At 63.0% G+C, this 16393-nt stretch carries 15 protein-coding genes; 4 read left to right on the forward strand and 11 right to left on the reverse strand.

Annotation, left to right across the window (positions count from 1 at the left end; genetic code table 11):
• Positions 1-78 precede the first annotated feature (78 nt).
• The 7 genes from hflX to HU715_RS25660 all read right to left on the reverse strand — a co-directional run bounded on the left by hflX (position 79) and on the right by HU715_RS25660 (position 8014).
• The gene (gene hflX / locus HU715_RS25630) at positions 79-1380 is read right to left on the reverse strand and encodes a ribosome rescue GTPase HflX (RefSeq protein ID WP_186707982.1); all 1302 of its coding nucleotides are present in this window, start codon (positions 1378-1380) and stop codon (positions 79-81) included.
• A 12-nt stretch (positions 1381-1392) separates the two neighbouring features.
• Positions 1393-1653: an RNA chaperone Hfq gene (gene hfq, locus HU715_RS25635; protein ID WP_003186419.1), complete on the reverse strand. Its 261-nt coding sequence runs from the start codon at positions 1651-1653 to the stop codon at positions 1393-1395.
• Positions 1654-1744: 91 nt separating this feature from the next.
• On the reverse strand, positions 1745-2716 hold the full coding sequence (gene miaA / locus HU715_RS25640; protein ID WP_186707984.1) for a tRNA (adenosine(37)-N6)-dimethylallyltransferase MiaA: 972 nt from the start codon (positions 2714-2716) through the stop codon (positions 1745-1747).
• Entirely contained in the window at positions 2716-4629 is a 1914-nt protein-coding gene (gene mutL / locus HU715_RS25645) for a DNA mismatch repair endonuclease MutL (RefSeq protein WP_186707986.1), read from the reverse strand. The genes miaA and mutL overlap by 1 nt, the downstream gene beginning before the upstream one ends.
• On the reverse strand, positions 4626-6056 hold the full coding sequence (locus HU715_RS25650; protein WP_186707988.1) for an N-acetylmuramoyl-L-alanine amidase: 1431 nt from the start codon (positions 6054-6056) through the stop codon (positions 4626-4628). Before HU715_RS25650 ends, mutL begins: the two co-directional genes overlap by 4 nt.
• 3 nt (positions 6057-6059) lie before the next feature.
• Complete coding sequence (tsaE, locus tag HU715_RS25655; protein ID WP_186707990.1) at positions 6060-6527, reverse strand: tRNA (adenosine(37)-N6)-threonylcarbamoyltransferase complex ATPase subunit type 1 TsaE; 468 nt, start codon at positions 6525-6527, stop codon at positions 6060-6062.
• Positions 6515-8014, reverse strand: a complete 1500-nt coding sequence (locus HU715_RS25660; protein WP_186707992.1) for an NAD(P)H-hydrate dehydratase — start codon at positions 8012-8014, stop codon at positions 6515-6517. Before HU715_RS25660 ends, tsaE begins: the two co-directional genes overlap by 13 nt.
• Before the next feature lie 63 nt (positions 8015-8077).
• Between HU715_RS25660 and queG the strand changes: the two genes are divergently transcribed.
• Positions 8078-9157 (forward strand): tRNA epoxyqueuosine(34) reductase QueG, encoded by a 1080-nt coding sequence (gene queG, locus HU715_RS25665; protein ID WP_186707994.1) that lies wholly within the window; start codon positions 8078-8080, stop codon positions 9155-9157.
• Here the strand turns inward: queG and HU715_RS25670 are convergent.
• Positions 9139-9753: a TRIC cation channel family protein gene (locus tag HU715_RS25670; RefSeq protein ID WP_186708082.1), complete on the reverse strand. Its 615-nt coding sequence runs from the start codon at positions 9751-9753 to the stop codon at positions 9139-9141. The two genes, queG and HU715_RS25670, sit on opposite strands and share 19 nt — an antisense overlap.
• 265 nt (positions 9754-10018) lie before the next feature.
• Positions 10019-10561 carry an oligoribonuclease gene (gene orn, locus HU715_RS25675; RefSeq protein WP_122567314.1) on the reverse strand — a complete coding sequence of 181 codons (543 nt, stop codon included), beginning with the start codon at positions 10559-10561 and terminating at the stop codon, positions 10019-10021.
• A 109-nt stretch (positions 10562-10670) separates the two neighbouring features.
• Between orn and rsgA the strand changes: the two genes are divergently transcribed.
• The gene (gene rsgA, locus HU715_RS25680; protein WP_072407102.1) at positions 10671-11702 is read left to right on the forward strand and encodes a small ribosomal subunit biogenesis GTPase RsgA; all 1032 of its coding nucleotides are present in this window, start codon (positions 10671-10673) and stop codon (positions 11700-11702) included.
• A 220-nt stretch (positions 11703-11922) separates the two neighbouring features.
• Here rsgA and motB read toward each other — a convergent pair whose 3' ends face one another.
• Both motB and motA read right to left on the reverse strand, forming a co-directional pair.
• Entirely contained in the window at positions 11923-12969 is a 1047-nt protein-coding gene (motB, locus tag HU715_RS25685) for a flagellar motor protein MotB (RefSeq protein WP_186707996.1), read from the reverse strand.
• Positions 12970-12972: 3 nt separating this feature from the next.
• Positions 12973-13824 carry a flagellar motor stator protein MotA gene (gene motA, locus HU715_RS25690; RefSeq protein ID WP_186707998.1) on the reverse strand — a complete coding sequence of 284 codons (852 nt, stop codon included), beginning with the start codon at positions 13822-13824 and terminating at the stop codon, positions 12973-12975.
• A 166-nt stretch (positions 13825-13990) separates the two neighbouring features.
• On the opposite strand from motA, the gene HU715_RS25695 reads away from it, so the two are divergent.
• Together HU715_RS25695 and HU715_RS25700 are read left to right on the forward strand one after the other, a co-directional pair.
• Complete coding sequence (locus HU715_RS25695; protein WP_186708001.1) at positions 13991-15529, forward strand: HDOD domain-containing protein; 1539 nt, start codon at positions 13991-13993, stop codon at positions 15527-15529.
• 42 nt (positions 15530-15571) lie between these two features.
• Complete coding sequence (locus HU715_RS25700) at positions 15572-16387, forward strand: rhodanese-like domain-containing protein (protein WP_186708003.1); 816 nt, start codon at positions 15572-15574, stop codon at positions 16385-16387.
• Positions 16388-16393: the final 6 nt, after the last annotated feature.

Below are 16393 nucleotides of genomic sequence, written 5' to 3' on the forward strand. Positions count from 1 at the left end.
TCCATCTGATAAAGCAAAGACGCACCCACGGCGCGCCGACCAATGCTACAGAATGCCTGACACCGCTTTCTCAGGCTTTTATTGCAAAGTGTGTTGCTCGATGAATTCCATCGGTTGCAGCCCTTCGCGACTGACCAGCCGGTTGAGCTCCGACCGAGGCAGGCGAACAGCCAGCAGGCAGACACCTTCTTCGTCGTGTTCTTCTTTTTGCACGGCCCCCAGCTCGAAAAACTGCGCACGAAGCCGGGCGAAACGTTGCGGCAACTTCAGGGTGCCGACAAACAGATCATTGCCCAACAGCTCGGCCACGGCCTGCTTGAGCAGGTCCAGGCCGGTGCCGTCACGGGCCGACAGCCAGACCCGTTGCGGCTTGCCATCGGCATCGCGCTGGATCTGCGGCTCCACGCCTTCGAGCAAATCGAGTTTGTTGTATACCTCGAGGATCGGCAAGTCCTGGGCTCCGATCTCGCCCAGCACCACCATCACCTGCTCGATCTGCAGCATCCGGTCCGGCTCGGCGGCATCGATCACGTGCAACAGCAGGTCGGAGTTGCTCGACTCTTCGAGCGTAGCCCGGAAAGCCTCGACCAGCTTATGCGGCAGGTGACGGATGAAGCCCACGGTGTCGGCCAGCACGATCGGCCCGAGGTCGTCCAGGTCGAGCCGGCGCAGGGTCGGGTCGAGCGTGGCGAACAACTGGTCGGCGGCGTAGACGTCGGATTGGGTGACATTGTTGAACAGGGTCGATTTGCCGGCGTTGGTATAACCCACCAGTGAAACCGTCGGGATATCCGCGCGCTTGCGACCGCGGCGCGACTGCTCGCGCTGGCTGCGGACCTTTTCCAGCCGCCCCTTGATCTGGCGCAGGCGAACCCGCAACAGGCGTCGGTCGGTTTCCAGCTGGGTTTCACCCGGGCCGCGCAGGCCGATACCGCCTTTCTGCCGCTCAAGGTGAGTCCAGCCGCGAACCAGCCGCGTACTCATGTGCTCAAGCTGGGCCAGTTCGACCTGGAGCTTGCCCTCATGGGTGCGGGCGCGCTGGGCGAAGATATCGAGGATCAACCCCGTGCGGTCGATCACGCGACACTCGAAGACACGTTCGAGGTTACGTTCCTGACTGGGCGTGAGGATGTGATTGAAAATCACCAGATCGACCCGCTCGGCCTTGACCAGGTCGCGCAACTCCTCGACCTTGCCACTGCCGATCAGGAACTTGGCGGTTGGCCGATGACGCGGCACGTTGAAAAACGCGACGGTCTCGGCGCCGGCCGAAAGTGCCAATTCCTGAAACTCCTGCGGATCTTCGCGCGCCTCAGGGTCCTGTCCATCCAAGTGAACGAGAATGGCTCGTTCACCACCACCGTGGCGCTCAAAGAACAAAGGAGGCTCCTATCAGGCGTTACCCGGTTCAGCGTCACCGCCTTCGGATTCGGTTGCGCTAGGCAGACGAATTGGACGAACGGGCACCACTGTCGAGATCGCGTGCTTGTAGACCATCTGGCTGACGGTGTTTTTCAGAAGGATGACGAACTGGTCGAAAGACTCGATCGTGCCTTGCAGTTTGATCCCGTTGACCAGATAGATGGACACCCCAACTTTCTCTTTACGTAAAGTGTTCAAGTAAGGGTCTTGTAGCGAATGCCCTTTTGACATGTGCCGCACTCCTTTAAGGATCAATAATAAAAATCGGAATCAGATGGCTTGGGCCGTCACACCCCCAAGGATAGACGGCAATTGCAAGGACTCAGCTCAATATGGAGATGGTCCCGAGGTATTTCAAGGCGCGTGGCAGATTGTCGCAATCGAGACTGTCGAGCCAATGCAGGTCAGTCCAGCTGCGCAGCCAGGTGAACTGGCGTTTCGCCAATTGGCGCGTGGCAATGATCCCACGCTCCTGCATCTCGGCTGACGTCAGCTTGCCGTCCAGGTAATCCCAGACTTGTCGATAACCTACCGCACGCATAGACGGCAACCCGGCATGCAGGTCACTTCGCTCACGCAGGGCTACGACCTCGTCTATGAACCCCTGTTCCAACATTAATGTGAATCTTTGTTCAATTCGCCGATGCAGCACTTGCCGGTTCGCCGGAGCGATGGCCAGATTCGCGACAGTATAGGGCAATTGTTGCAGTCCCGAAGCGGCTGCTTCAGTACTTTGCGCAGTTTGTCGCTGGCGCAGGGCAGTCATGCTCTGGCCACTGACCCGATAAACCTCCAGGGCTCGACTCAGTCGCTGCGGGTCATTGGGGTGAATACGCGCTGCCGATTCCGGGTCGATGACCGCCAATTGCTCGTGCAGGGCTTGCCAGCCCAGGCGCGCGGCTTCTTCTTCAATCTGCGCGCGCACCTCGGGATCGGCCGCCGGCATGTCCGCCAGCCCCTCGACCAAGGCCTTGTAATACAGCATCGTGCCGCCCACCAGCAGGGGGATCTTGCCCCGCGCGGTGATTTCGGCCATGGCCTGGAGCGCGTCACGGCGGAAATCGGCCGCCGAATAGGCCTCGGCCGGGTCGAGGATGTCGATCAGGCGGTGGGGGAATTCGGCCAGCAACGCTTTCGACGGCTTGGCGGTGCCGATGTCCATGCCCCGGTAGACCAAGGCCGAATCGACGCTGATCAATTCGCAGGGCAGGACCTTGGTCAACTCAATGGCCAGGTCGGTCTTGCCGGCGGCGGTCGGGCCCATCAGGAAAATCGCGGGTGGCAACGGGTTCATCAACGACCGCGCAGGAACAGTTTGTCCAGGTCGTCCAGGCCCAATTGGGTCCAGGTCGGCCGGCCATGGTTGCATTGACCACTGCGTTCGGTGTTTTCCATGTCCCGCAGCAGACCGTTCATTTCCGGCAGGGCCAGGCGCCGGTTGGCGCGGATCGCGCCGTGGCAGGCCATGGTGCCGAGCAGTTCGTTCAGGTGCGCCTGGATCCGGTCGCTGGTGCCATATTCCATCAAGTCCGCCAGCACGTCACTGACCAGGCGATTGGCCTCGGCCTGCTTCAGCAACGCCGGGATCTGGCGGATCGCCAGGGTTTCCGGGCCCAGGCGCTGCAATTCGAAGCCCAGGCGCTGGAACCAGGCCACATGTTCTTCGGCGCAATCGGCTTCGCGCTGGCTGACGGCCAGGGATTCGGGCACCAACAGCGGCTGGCCGCTCAGGCCTTCGCTGGCCATGGCAATTTTCAGGCGCTCGTACATGATCCGCTCATGGGCGGCGTGCATGTCCACCAGGACCAGGCCCTGAGCATTTTCCGAGAGGATATAGATGCCCTTGAGTTGCGCCAGGGCGTAGCCCAGCGGCGGGATATCGCCCTGGCCATCGGGCATCGCCGCCGCGCCGGCTTCCGGCAAGGGCTTGAAGAACTCGCGATAGGCCGCCTGGGCCTCGGCTGCGGGCACAGTGGATTGTGGACGCGGGGTGTATTGATACTGATAGCCGCTGCCAGCGCCGCTGCCGGCCGTGTTGTAGCTCGGCTGAGGCTGGGGTTGCTCCAGCAATGCGTTGGCCGCCAAGCGCATTTCGCCCTGGGGCCCGAATTCGCCCGCCTCCAGCCCCGTTGGCCGGACCATGCCCGCCACTGCCGCTGGCGCCGCCAGTTGATCTTCCGGACGTACATCGCCCAAGGCGCGGTGCAAGGTGCCGTAGAGGAAATCGTGGACCATGCGCCCATCACGGAAACGCACCTCATGCTTGGTCGGGTGCACGTTGACGTCCACCACCGCCGGATCGACTTCAAAAAACAGCACGAAGGTCGGATGCCGGCCATTGAACAGCACGTCGCGATAGGCCTGGCGCACCGCGTGAGCCACCAGTTTGTCGCGCACCGCCCGGCCGTTCACGTAGAAATACTGCAGGTCCGCCTGGCTGCGGGAGAACGTTGGCAACCCGACCCAACCCCACAGGTGCAGGCCATTGCGCTCCACCTCGATGGGCAAGGCCTGCTCCAGGAAACCCGCTCCGCACACCGCGCCCACGCGCCGGGCGCGGGCTGCATCATCGCGGGCCTCGTGCAGGCTGAGGATAGTCTTGCCGTTGTGGCGCAAATGGAACGCCACGTCAAAACGCGCCAGGGCCAGGCGCTTGATGACTTCTTGCAGGTGATCGAATTCAGTCTTCTCGGCCTTGAGAAATTTGCGCCGTGCCGGGGTGTTGAAAAATAAATCGCGCACTTCCACCGAGGTGCCCACCGGATGGGCCGCGGGCTGGACGCGAGAGGCCATGTCGCGGCCTTCGGTCTCGACCTGCCAGGCCTGCTCGGCGTCGCGGGTGCGTGAGGTGAGGGTCAGGCGCGACACCGAACTGATGGACGCCAGCGCTTCACCCCGGAAACCCAGGCTCATGACCCGTTCAAGGTCTTCCAGGTCTCGGATCTTGCTGGTGGCGTGACGCGCCAGGGCCAGCGGCAGGTCGTCGGAGGAAATACCACCACCGTCATCGCGCACCCGCAGCAGCTTGACGCCACCCTGCTCGACATCCACATCGATGCGCCTGGCCCCGGAGTCGAGGCTGTTTTCCAGCAGCTCCTTGATGACCGATGCCGGACGCTCGACCACTTCCCCGGCGGCGATCTGGTTCGCCAGCCGAGGGCTGAGCAGTTCGATGCGGGCGGTGCTGCCGATCACTTCGTCACTCATTGCTTGACCGCCACTTCGTTGCCCGGAATGGTCAAGGTCTGGCCAATCTTGAGCTCATCGCTCTTGAGATTGTTGGCGCTGCGCAAGGTGGCGGGCGACACCTGGTAGCGCACGGCAATCATCGCCAGGGTTTCGCCAGGGTTGACGCGGTGGTCCCGTGGCCCCTGGGCGATCTTGCCGGAATCCCGCAGCCAGGCGATGTAGGTGCCCGGCGGTGGGTTCTGCTGGAAGAACTGTCGCACGCCGCTGCTGATGGATCGGGCCAAGGCCTGCTGGTGGCTGGAGGACGACAGCTTGGACGCCTCGTTTGAATTGGAGATGAAGCCGGTCTCCACCAGGATCGACGGGATGTCGGGCGACTTGAGCACCATGAACCCAGCCTGTTCGACGCGCTGCTTGTGCAGCGGCGTGACACGACCGATGTTGCTCAGGACTTTCTGGCCGACGTTCAAGCTGGAGGTCAACGAGGCGGTCATCGACAAATCGAGCAAGACACCGGCAAGCATGCGGTCCTTGTCGTCGAGGCTGACGTTGCCGGCACCGCCGATCAGGTCGGAACGGTTTTCGCTGTCGGCCAGCCAACGGGCGGTCTCGGACGTGGCGCCACGGTCGGACAGGGCAAACACCGAGGCCCCGAACGCGGCTTTCGAAGGCGCGGCGTCGGCGTGAATGGAGACGAACAGGTCGGCGCCCTTCTTGCGGGCGATCTCGGTACGACCGCGCAAAGGAATGAAATAGTCGCCGGTGCGGGTCAGTTCGGCGCGGAAGCCTTTCATGCCGTTGACCTGGCGCTGCAATTCACGGGCGATGGCAAGCACCACGTCTTTTTCACGTTGCCCGCGCGAGCCCGAGGCCCCCGGGTCCTCGCCGCCATGACCGGCATCGATCACTACGATGATATCGCGCTTGCCGGCCGGGGCCGGTGGCAGCTTGAGCGCAGGCTCGGTCGGGGTCACCGGCACCGCGGGCACCGTGGCAACCTTGGTCGGCGGCGGTGGCGGTGGGTCGGCATCGGCCGGGTTGTCGAACAGGTCCACCACCAGCCGGTTGCCGTACTGGGCGTTGGGGGCCAGGGTGAAGCTTTTCGGGGTCACGGCTTTTTTCAGGTCGATGACCACCCGCAGGTCGGTGGGCGTACGCTGGGCCGAGCGCATCGCGGTAATCGGCGTATTGGCGGTAGCGACGTTCAATGGCGCGCCCAGGGAGGCACCGTTGATGTCGATCACCAGGCGATCCGGGGCGGTCAGGGTGAATACGCTGTGCTGCACCGGCCCCGTCAGATCGAACACCAGCCGTGTGTTGTCCGGCGCCCGCCAGAGGCGAACGCTGTTGACCTTTGTCTCGGCCACAGCATCGACGGCCAGTGCCGTAAGCAACAGTCCTACGACAGCAACCACCGCGCGAAAGCGCATACCAAACCCCATCATCAATTAGTTTTCCAATGCCAAAGCGGCACACCACGACTCACCACGGGCACCTTGCGGCGTCAGTTTCAGCGAGCGCCCGCCGTTCTGCGCGCCAATGGTAATGGTCAGGTCGGGCTTTGGCAAAAAGCCTGCACCCTTCTGGGGCCATTCGATCAGGCACAAGGCGTCATCTTCGAAATAATCGCGAATGCCAAGGAATTCCAGCTCCTCAGGATCCACCAGTCGATACAGGTCGAAATGGAAGGCACGAATGTCGCCGATCTCGTAGGGTTCGACCAAGGTGAACGTGGGGCTCTTGACCGAGCCGACGTGCCCGAGGCCGCGGATGATGCCACGGGACAAGGTGGTTTTCCCCGCGCCGAGGTCGCCTTCGAGAAAAATCAGGCCGTGGCCGGCAGTGATCTGCGCGATGCGGGCGCCAAATTGTGTCATGGCTTGTTCGTCCGCCACGTACAGGGTTACTTCAGACACGGTGAATGCTCCTCCAACAACTGACGAATGGCCGGGATCAGATCGGTCGCCGCCAATCCCCGGCCCGAGCGACCGACCTTGGCACCGGCATTGGCATGCAGCCAGACCGCCAGGCACGCGGCCTCGAAGCTTTCCATGCCCTGGGCCAGCAAGGCCCCGACCACGCCAGCCAGCACATCCCCCAGGCCGGCGGTGGCCATGGCCGGATGGCCCTGGCCGCAGACTGCCAGGCGACCATCCGGGCTGGCGACCAGGCTGCCGGCTCCCTTGAGGATCACCGTGGCGGTGTATTTCTGGCTCAAGGCATGAGCCGCCGCCGGACGATCGGCCTGCACCTGGGCGGTGGATATCTCCAGCAGCCGCGCCGCCTCGCCCGGATGCGGGGTGATCACGCAATGTTCAGGCAGACGGACGTCGCCGGCGCTCAGCAGGTTCAGCGCATCGGCATCCCACACTTGCGGCAGTGGCGCATTGGCTGCGGCCGATAACAGGCTACGTCCCCAGGCAGCCTGGCCCAGGCCCGGCCCGACCACCAGCACGCTGGCCTGCTGGAGCAAGCCCATCAATTGGTTCGCCGAATGGGTGCCCTGCACCATGACTTCCGGCAAACGCATCAGCGCGGCGGACACATGCTCGCTGCGGGTCGCCATCGAAATCATGCCCGCCCCGCAGCGCAGCGCGCTTTCGGCGCTCATCTGGATGGCGCCACCAAAGCCCCGGTCGCCACCGATCAACAGCACGTGACCGAACTTGCCTTTGTGGGAAGTGGCGGCGCGAGGTGTCAGATGCGGCAGATTGTGAGGTAGGAGCAGTCGGGCATTGGCCGGTGCTGCTTCAACGATATCCGGATCGGCGTGCAGGTCATTGAATACCAGCTCACCCACCCGGTCCGCCGCTTCGCCCGTGAACAACCCCAGCTTCAAGCCAATGAAGGTCACGGTCAGGTCGGCCGCCACTGCCGTACCCAACACCCGGCCGGTGTCGGCACACAATCCTGAGGGGATATCCACCGCCGCGACCGGCAGGCCGCTGACGTTGATCGTATCGATGGCCTGCACATACGGCTCACGCACATCGCCACTCAGGCCCGTGCCAAGCAACGCGTCCAGCAGCACGCCACGCAACTCGGCTTCATCCGACCACGGTTCCATCGGCACGCCCACCGCCACCGCCTCGGCGTGGGCATTGGCGGCGTCCCCCTGCAATCGCCGGGGTTCGCCCACCGTCAGCACCCGCACCGACCAGCCGGCACGCCGGGCCAGGGTCGCGACCAGGTAACCATCGCCGGCATTGTTGCCATGGCCGGCCAGCACGGTCAGCTCATGGGCGTCAGGCCAGCGTCGGACGATCGCGCGCCAGGTGGCACGGGCGGCGCGCTGCATCAATTCAAAGCCAGCAGTGCCTGCGGCGATCAGTTGTGCGTCGAGGGCCCGGACCTGCGCGGCGCTGTACAGCGCGTCGGGAAAATCATCTTTAGTGTGCGGCATGCGTCTTCGGGCTCCGATGTCTGGCAGAATTATACGCATCTCAGCTCTGGTTTCTCTCGCCTCATGCCTGCCATTCCCACAGACCTCCCCGCCCTCGCCCAATCCATCAAGGAATGGGGCCGCGAGCTGGGTTTCCAGCAGGTCGGCATCAGCGGCCTGGACTTGGCCGAGCATGAGCAACACCTGCAACGCTGGCTCGAGGCCGGCTACCACGGCGAAATGGACTACATGGGCGCCCATGGCAGCAAACGCTCGCACCCCGAGGAATTGGTGCCCGGCACATTACGCGTGGTGTCCCTGCGCATGGATTACCTGCCGGGCGACACCCAGATGGCGCAGATGCTCGGCCAACCGGAAAAAGCCTACGTCTCGCGTTATGCGTTGGGCCGCGATTACCACAAATTGATCCGTAAACGCGTGCAACAATTGGCGGAAAAAATCCAGGCGGTCATCGGTCCCTTTGGCTACCGCGCCTTCGTCGACAGCGCGCCGGTCCTGGAAAAAGCCATCGCCGAACAGGCCGGCCTGGGCTGGATCGGTAAAAACACCCTGGTATTGAACCGCAAGGCCGGCAGTTATTTTTTCCTGAGCGAGCTGTTCGTCGACTTGCCGCTGCCGACAGACCCGCCCCACGGCACCGAACATTGCGGAAAATGCACCGCGTGCCTGGACATTTGTCCGACGAATGCCTTCGTCGGGCCCTACGTGCTCGATGCCCGCCGCTGCATTTCCTACCTGACCATCGAGCTGAAAAGCGCCATTCCCGAAGAGTTGCGGCCACTGATCGGCAACCGGGTGTTCGGCTGCGACGATTGCCAGATTGTCTGCCCGTGGAACCGCTTCGCCCGTCCGTCGGGGGAAAGCGATTTCAAGCCGCGGCACAACCTGGACAATGCCGGGCTGGCCGAGTTGTTCCTGTGGGACGAAGACACATTTCTCAGCAGCACCGAAGGTTCACCGCTGCGCCGTGCCGGTTACGAACGCTGGCTGCGCAATCTGGCGGTGGGCCTGGGCAATGCGCCGTCGACGATTCCCGTGCTGCAAGCGCTGGAGGCGCGGCGTGACTATCCGTCGGAGCTGGTGCGCGAGCATGTGGAATGGGCGTTACGCCAACATGCCGAGCGTCAGACTTCGTCGTTGTAGACGAACTTCGGCATTTCCCAGTGAAAGCGAATTGCCAGGAGCCGCAGCAGGAAACCGCCAAACAAGGTGATGAGGATCGCCTGCTCGTTCGGCAGTTGCAGGAAGACACACAGCAGATAACACCACGCCGCGGCAAACGAGACGCTGGCGTAGAGTTCGCGACGGAAGATCAGCGGAATATCGTTGCAAAAGATGTCCCGCAGAATGCCACCGAACACCCCGGTAATCACCCCGCTAACCGACGCCACCAGCATGCCATGGCCCATTTCCAGGGCCGTCATGCAACCGATCAGCGTGAACGCCACCAGGCCCACGGCGTCGAGCACCAGGAACAGTGAGCGCAGATGGCGCATCCAGCGCGCCATGAACACCGTCAACATCGCCGCCGCGGTGGTCAGCACCAGGTATTCCGGATGCTTGACCCACGTAAGCGGGTAATGACCGAGCAACACGTCGCGCACCGAGCCGCCACCCAGCGCCGTGACACAGGCGATCAGCACCACGCCGAACCAGTCCATGCCCCGCCGCCCGGCAGACAAGGCGCCGGTCATGGCTTCAGCGGTGATGGCGATCAGATAAAGCATCAGCAACATGATGGCGGTCCATACGAGAAGGCGCGCAGTCTAGCCAGTTTGGGCTGGCACCAAAAGAGGGCGCGGCCCCGTCTTCTGCCTGAACACCATGCAGCCAAGCCCAAACAACTCCTTGTGGCGAGGGAGCTTGCTCCCGCTCGGCTGCGCAGCAGCCGCAAACCAGACAATTCGGTCTTCCTGGAAAACTGTTGGGGCCTGCTTCGCAGGCCAGCGGGAGCAAGCTCCCTCGCCACAAAAGCTGTCTCGCCGCAGTAGCCTTCGAGTCGACTCAGAACTTGATGAAGTGCTTACGGTAATGCTGCAACTCGGCAATGGACTCGCGGATGTCGTCCAGGGCCAGGTGGGTGCTGCCTTTCTGGAAGCTGTCGCGCACTTCCGGTGCCCAGCGGGCGGCCAGTTCCTTGAGGGTGGAGACGTCCAGGTTGCGGTAGTGGAAGTAGCTTTCCAGGGATTTCATGTGGGTATAAAGGAAGCGACGATCCTGGCAGATGCTGTTGCCACAGATCGGCGACTTGCCCTTGGGCACCCACTGCTCCAGGAACGCGAGGGTCTGGGCTTCGGCTTCGGCCATGCTGATCTTGCTCTCGCGCACCCGCTGGGTCAGGCCCGAGCCGCCGTGCTGGCGGGTGTTCCACTCGTCCATGCCGGCCAGGATCTCGTCGCTGTGATGGATCGCGATCACCGGGCCCTCGGCCAGGGTGTTGAGGTCGCTGTCGGTGACGATGGTGGCCATTTCGATGATGACGTCAGTGTCAGGGTTCAGACCGGTCATTTCCAGGTCGATCCAGATCAGGTTCTGCGGGTTTTGCATAGGGAGGCTCCTCGGCGTAGCCACGCAGTTTAGCCTAGGCAGCCCCTTGGGCGTGCTAAACTCGCCGCCGTTTTACCCTATTCGCTGTATTTCTTCATACGGAACACCCATGGCCAAACGCCAACTCAATCGTCGTCAAAACTGGCGCATCGAAAAGATCCAGGGTGAGCGCGCCGCCCGCGCCGCCAAACGCGAATCCAGTGCTGTCGAAGCCCTGGAGGGTGGCGACCTGGGTCCTGAACAGACCGGCCTGGTGATCGCCCACTTCGGCGTGCAGGTCGAGGTCGAGGCCCAGGAAGGCGAACTGGCCGGCCAGGTGTTCCGCTGCCACTTGCGCGCCAACCTGCCGGCGCTGGTGACGGGCGACCAGGTGGTCTGGCGTGCCGGCAACCAGGGCATCGGCGTGATTGTCGCGCAACTGCCGCGCCACACCGAGCTATGCCGCCCGGACAGCCGGGGCCAGCTCAAGCCCGTGGCCGCCAACGTCGACATGATCGTTATTGTGTTCGCGCCGTTGCCCGAGCCCCACGCCAACCTGATCGACCGCTACCTGGTGGCCGCCGAGCACGCCGGCATCCGCCCGTTGCTGCTGCTCAACAAGTTCGACCTGATCGACGAACACAACGCCCCGGCGCTGAACGCCCTGCTGTCGGTCTACCGGGACTTGGGTTATCCGGTGCTGGAAGTCTCGGCCCACCACGGTAACGGCATGGAACAATTGCAACAGCAGTTGGACGGGCGCATCAGTGTGTTCGTCGGCCAGTCCGGCGTCGGCAAGTCTTCGTTGGTCAACAGCCTGCTGCCGGAAGTCGAGACCCGCGTCGGGCCGTTGTCCGAGCTGTCCGGCCAAGGCACCCACACCACGACCACGGCGCGGCTGTTCCACTTCCCTGGTGGCGGTGAACTGATCGACTCGCCGGGTATCCGCGAATTCGGCCTGGGCCACGTCAGCCGGGCCGATGTCGAAGCCGGGTTCATCGAGTTCAACGAGCTGATCGGTACCTGCCGCTTCCGCGACTGCAAGCACGACCGCGAACCCGGTTGCGCCCTGCTCAAGGCCCTGGAAGAAGGTCGCGTGCATCAGCAACGGATGAACAGCTACCGCTCGATCATCGCCAGCCTGCCGGAAAGCAGTTATTGACCTGCACGCAGTATCAAGCCGATCACTCTTGTGGCGAGGGAGCTTGCTCCCGCTGGACTGCGAAGCAGGCCCCAACAGTCTCCAGCCAGACCGAGTTGTCCGGTCTTGCGACTGCTGCGCAGCCGAGCGGGAGCAAGCTCCCTCGCCACAAAGGCAAGCAATCCTCAAGTAAACAGTGGACCCACAAAAAAGCCGACATCGAGGTCGGCTTTTTTGTGGGTCACTGCGCCGGCGGCTCGGCCGGTTTCGGTGCGGTGTCGTCGAACAGGTTCAGCCGCTCGCGCAGCTCATGGGCCGGTACGGGTTGCTGGTCCGCCGGCAACGCATTCGGATCGACCGCTGCACCTGGCGTAGCCTGTGGAGCTGGCACTTCACCCGGTGCACCCTCGCCCGGAACCGAATCGGGCGCCGGATCGTCGGTTTGTGAGCCCTCGATGGCTTTCTGCGCCTTCTTGGTCAACACCACGATGTCGATGCGCCGGTTGACCGGGTTGAACGGGTCCTTGCGGTCGAACAGCGCCGAAGAGGCATAACCGACCACCCGTGCCACCTGCTCGTCCGGATAGCTGCCGGCCACCAGGGCGCGACGGGCCGCGTTGGCGCGGTTGGCGGACAATTCCCAGTTTCCGTAGTCACCCTTACCGATGTAAGGCTTGGCATCGGTATGACCACTGATGCTGATTTTGTTCGGCACCGCCTTGATGGTGTCGGCCATGGCCAGCAGGATATCTTCGAAATAAGGCTTCAGACGTGCGCTGCCAGAATCGAACATCGGCCGGTTCTCGGCGTCCATGATCTGGATGCGCAAGCCGTTCGGGGTAATTTCGAACAGGATCTGGTCCTTGAACTTCTGCAGCTCCGGGTTCTCTTCGACCTTGTTCTGCAATTCCTGCAGCAGCAACTCCAAACGCTCGCGCTCGACCTGCTCGGCCATGCCCTCGACCTGCTCGGAATCCACCGTGACCTTGTCGGGCTGGGGCTGGGACTTGACCTCGGGATTGAGGGTCGTGTCCGGCGCCAGGGTCGGCGAGCCGCCCAGGTCGATGATGTAGGGCGTGCCGCTTTCGGAAAAGCCGACCGGGTCCTTGAAGTAACCGGCGATGGCGATCTTCTGTTCCGGGGTTGCCGTGGACAGCAGCCACAGCACCAGGAAGAACGCCATCATCGCCGTGGCGAAGTCGGCGAAGGCAATTTTCCAGGCACCGCCATGGTGCCCGCCGGCAATGCGCTTGATGCGCTTGACGATGATCGGCTGGTTATTTTCCATGACTTAGCGACCGCGAACCGCTTGTTCCAGCTCGGCGAAGCTTGGACGGTGCGCCGGGTACAGGACCTTGCGACCGAATTCCACCGCCAGCGATGGCGGCATGCCCGAGGCCGAGGCCACCAGGGACGCCTTGATGGCTTCGTAGACGTTGAGTTCTTCCTTGGCATCATGGGCCAGGGAATGGGCCAGCGGGCCGAAGAAGCCATAGGCGGCCAAAATACCGAAGAAGGTACCTACCAGCGCCGCACCCACGTGCAGGCCGATGGACGCCTGGTCGCCTTCGCCCAGGGAGGCCATGGTCACCACGATCCCCAATACCGCCGCGACGATACCGAAGCCAGGCATGCCGTCGGCGATGCCGTTGACCGCGTGGGACGGGTGCTCCAGGTCTTCCTTGAGGCTGTACAGTTCCATGTCGAACAGGCCTTCGAGCTCATGGGGCGCCATGTTGCCGGACGACATGATGCGCAGGTAATCACAGATGAACGCCGTCATGCGGTCATCCTTCAGCACCGACGGATACTTGGCGAAAATCGGGCTGGCGGCGGCGTCTTCGATGTCGCCTTCGATCGCCATCATGCCTTCGCGGCGGCTTTTATTGAGGATTTCGTAGATCAGCCCCAGCACCTCCAGATAGAAGGTGTGGCTGAAACGCGAGCCGAACATGCTCAAGGATTTCTTGAGCACGTGCATCGTCATATAGCCAGGGTTGGCCTGCAAGAATGCACCGAGGGCCGCGCCACCGATGATCAACACCTCGAAGGGTTGGATCAGGGCGGCGATCTTGCCGTGGGAGAGCACGTATCCGCCGAGCACGCTCGCGAACACGACAATGATGCCGATAATTTTAGCCATAGATAGAAAGTACTTACTTAAGTCGGGTTCAAGGTCATATTCGGAAGCTGAAAAATCTCTTCTTCTACTTATCGGCAAAACTGCGCCAGACTATAGGCTGTTCTGGCGAAAAGCCAATTAGCCCCGTTCCGGGCGTAGAGAATTCATACGATGATCACGTCCAGCCATGACTAACGAAACCAAGGTTCCAACGCCCCGACCGACCACCCTCGACGGCTGGGTGAAGCTGCTCAACGGCGTGCATCTGCCGGTGCCCCAGGCCAGCCACGACCTGGTCTGCAAGGCCCTCGCCGATAGCCGTCGCTCATTGCGCGACATCGCCGACCTGATGCAGGACAGCCCCGCGCTGGCCCTGAGCGTCATCCGCGAGGCCAACCATCACACCCATGGCAGCCTCGCTGAGCCTGCGGAAAATCTCGAAGTGGCCATCAACCGCCTCGGCCTCAAGCGCACCGAGGAGTTGCTCGCCCGCCTGCCGTCATTGCCGGGGCACGAAATCCCTGTTGCCTTGCGCCAGCTGCAATTGATCAGCCAGCATGCCACGCAACAGGCCAATGGTTTTTTCGCCAGCCGCCTGGCGCGGCTGTGGCAAGACATCCACTGGGGCAGCCTGTTGTTCCTGTCGCCGCTTTGGCCCCTGGCCTTGACTCACCCACGGTTGCTCGGGGAATGGGAATTGCGGGTCGTCCATAAAGGCGAGTCCGCACGCAAGGTCGAGCGCGAACTGTTCGGCGTCCGCCTGCTGGAGATCTGCCTGGCGCTGGTGGAGACCTGGCGTTTGCCGATCTGGGTGGCGCAAGGTTATCGCCTGTTGCTCAACGAACGCCGCGAACTGGTGAAAGTCCTGCGCATCGCCCGGGACAGCGAACATCCGCTGCGCCAGCAGAATCGCCTGGACGACGACCCAACCCTGCGGCGCTGGCTCAACCAGCCGGCCAACACCGTGTTGCTGGCCAACGGCCTGGCCCTCGCGGCGCAGCAGGCCTGGGACAGCCCTCACAACACTCGCTGGCAGTACCTCACCAGTTTGTATCTGCAAATGTCGATGGATGAAATCCAGCAGCAGTTGCACCAACAAGCCGCCAACAGCGCACGTCATCACGCCATGCCGGACCTCTGGCACCCGGCCGTGGCGCTGATCTGGCCTTGGGGCAGCCGCCGTATCCACCCCGGCTTGCTGCCCGCCGCGCCGCCCAGCGCCCAGGACCTGAGCCAGTGGCGCAAGCAATGTTCCGCCATGCTGGTGGAGCCGAGCCCCTTCCTCAACGCCATGCACCTGACCACGTCGGCACGGGACGCCCTGGTGGCCTGTGGCATGCGCCGGGTGATGATCCTGATGGCTGACCGCAGCCAGACCAGCGTGCGCGCTCACCAGACCGCCGGTTTGCCCAAGGAAGCCGCGGCCATGAGCTTTACCATCAGCCAGAGCAAAATCTTGCAACGATTACTGGCCCAGCAGGCCCAGGTTCGCCTGAACCCGGACAACAACGCGCAGTTTTCGGCGCTATTACCGCCGGGCCTGCGCAGCCTGTTCCGCGGCGAACACCTGCTGTTGCGCTCACTGACCTGCAATGGCCGGGTGATCATGCTGGTGGCGGTGGACCAGGGCGGCGGGCCGTTCTCGGACGTGACCGTGCAAGCCTTCGGCAAAACCGTGCAATGCATCGAAAGGGCCCTGCATACCTTTACCAACCGCGGCCGCTGAACTTGATACAATCCTTTCCCTTTGTGCCCCTGGAGACCTCACATGCCTGACTTCTCTGGCTTGCCGTTGGTGATCGAGCCGAGCGAGCTGCTGCCGCGCCTCGACGCCCGCGAACTGATTCTGGTGGACCTGACCAGCGCCGCCCGCTACGGCACCGGGCATATCCCCGGCGCACGTTTCGTCGACCCCAAGCGCACCCAGCTCGGCCAACCGCCGGCGCCGGGCCTGCTGCCGGCCAAGGCCGACCTCGATGCCCTCTTCGGTGAGCTCGGGCACAACCCGGATGCGGTCTACGTGGTCTATGACGATGAAGGCGGCGGCTGGGCCGGGCGGTTTATCTGGTTGCTGGACGTGATCGGCCACGGGAACTACCACTACCTCGACGGCGGCTTGCTGTCGTGGCTGGACGAGGGCCTGCCGGTGTCCATCGACGTCCCTGCACCCGTTGCAGGTCCGATCAGCCTGACGCTGCACGACGCGCCCACCGCCACCCGTGAATACCTGCAAAGCCGTCTCGGCGCTGCCGACCTGGCCATCTGGGACGCGCGCGGCCCGCTGGAATACTCCGGCGAAAAAGTCGTCGCGGCCCGGGGCGGACACATTCCCGGCGCGGTCAATTTCGAATGGACCGCCGGCATGGACAAGGCGCGCAACCTGCGCATCCGCAAAGACATGCCGCAAATCCTCGAACGATTGGGCATCACCCCTGATAAAGAAATCATCACCCACTGCCAGACTCACCACCGCTCTGGCTTCACCTACCTGGTGGCCAAGGCGCTCGGTTATCCACGGGTCAAAGGCTATGCCGGTTCCTGGGGCGAATGGGGCAACCACCCCGACACACCCATCGAGCTTTGAAGGTTC

Source organism: Pseudomonas zanjanensis (assembly GCF_014268745.2).
Taxonomy (GTDB): domain Bacteria; phylum Pseudomonadota; class Gammaproteobacteria; order Pseudomonadales; family Pseudomonadaceae; genus Aquipseudomonas; species Aquipseudomonas zanjanensis.

What these genes read in the sequence shown, in the direction of transcription:
- HU715_RS25700 (WP_186708003.1), top strand. Translation starts at nt 15,572, where the DNA reads ATGCCTGACTTCTCTGGCTTGCCGTTGGTGATCGAGCCGAGCGAGCTG.
- queG (WP_186707994.1), top strand. Translation starts at nt 8,078, where the DNA reads ATGCCTGCCATTCCCACAGACCTCCCCGCCCTCGCCCAATCCATCAAG.
- HU715_RS25660 (WP_186707992.1), bottom strand. Translation starts at nt 8,014, where the DNA reads ATGCCGCACACTAAAGATGATTTTCCCGACGCGCTGTACAGCGCCGCG.
- miaA (WP_186707984.1), bottom strand. Translation starts at nt 2,716, where the DNA reads ATGAACCCGTTGCCACCCGCGATTTTCCTGATGGGCCCGACCGCCGCC.
- orn (WP_122567314.1), bottom strand. Translation starts at nt 10,561, where the DNA reads ATGCAAAACCCGCAGAACCTGATCTGGATCGACCTGGAAATGACCGGT.
- HU715_RS25695 (WP_186708001.1), top strand. Translation starts at nt 13,991, where the DNA reads ATGACTAACGAAACCAAGGTTCCAACGCCCCGACCGACCACCCTCGAC.
- HU715_RS25650 (WP_186707988.1), bottom strand. Translation starts at nt 6,056, where the DNA reads ATGATGGGGTTTGGTATGCGCTTTCGCGCGGTGGTTGCTGTCGTAGGA.
- motA (WP_186707998.1), bottom strand. Translation starts at nt 13,824, where the DNA reads ATGGCTAAAATTATCGGCATCATTGTCGTGTTCGCGAGCGTGCTCGGC.
- motB (WP_186707996.1), bottom strand. Translation starts at nt 12,969, where the DNA reads ATGGAAAATAACCAGCCGATCATCGTCAAGCGCATCAAGCGCATTGCC.
- hfq (WP_003186419.1), bottom strand. Translation starts at nt 1,653, where the DNA reads ATGTCAAAAGGGCATTCGCTACAAGACCCTTACTTGAACACTTTACGT.
- mutL (WP_186707986.1), bottom strand. Translation starts at nt 4,629, where the DNA reads ATGAGTGACGAAGTGATCGGCAGCACCGCCCGCATCGAACTGCTCAGC.
- rsgA (WP_072407102.1), top strand. Translation starts at nt 10,671, where the DNA reads ATGGCCAAACGCCAACTCAATCGTCGTCAAAACTGGCGCATCGAAAAG.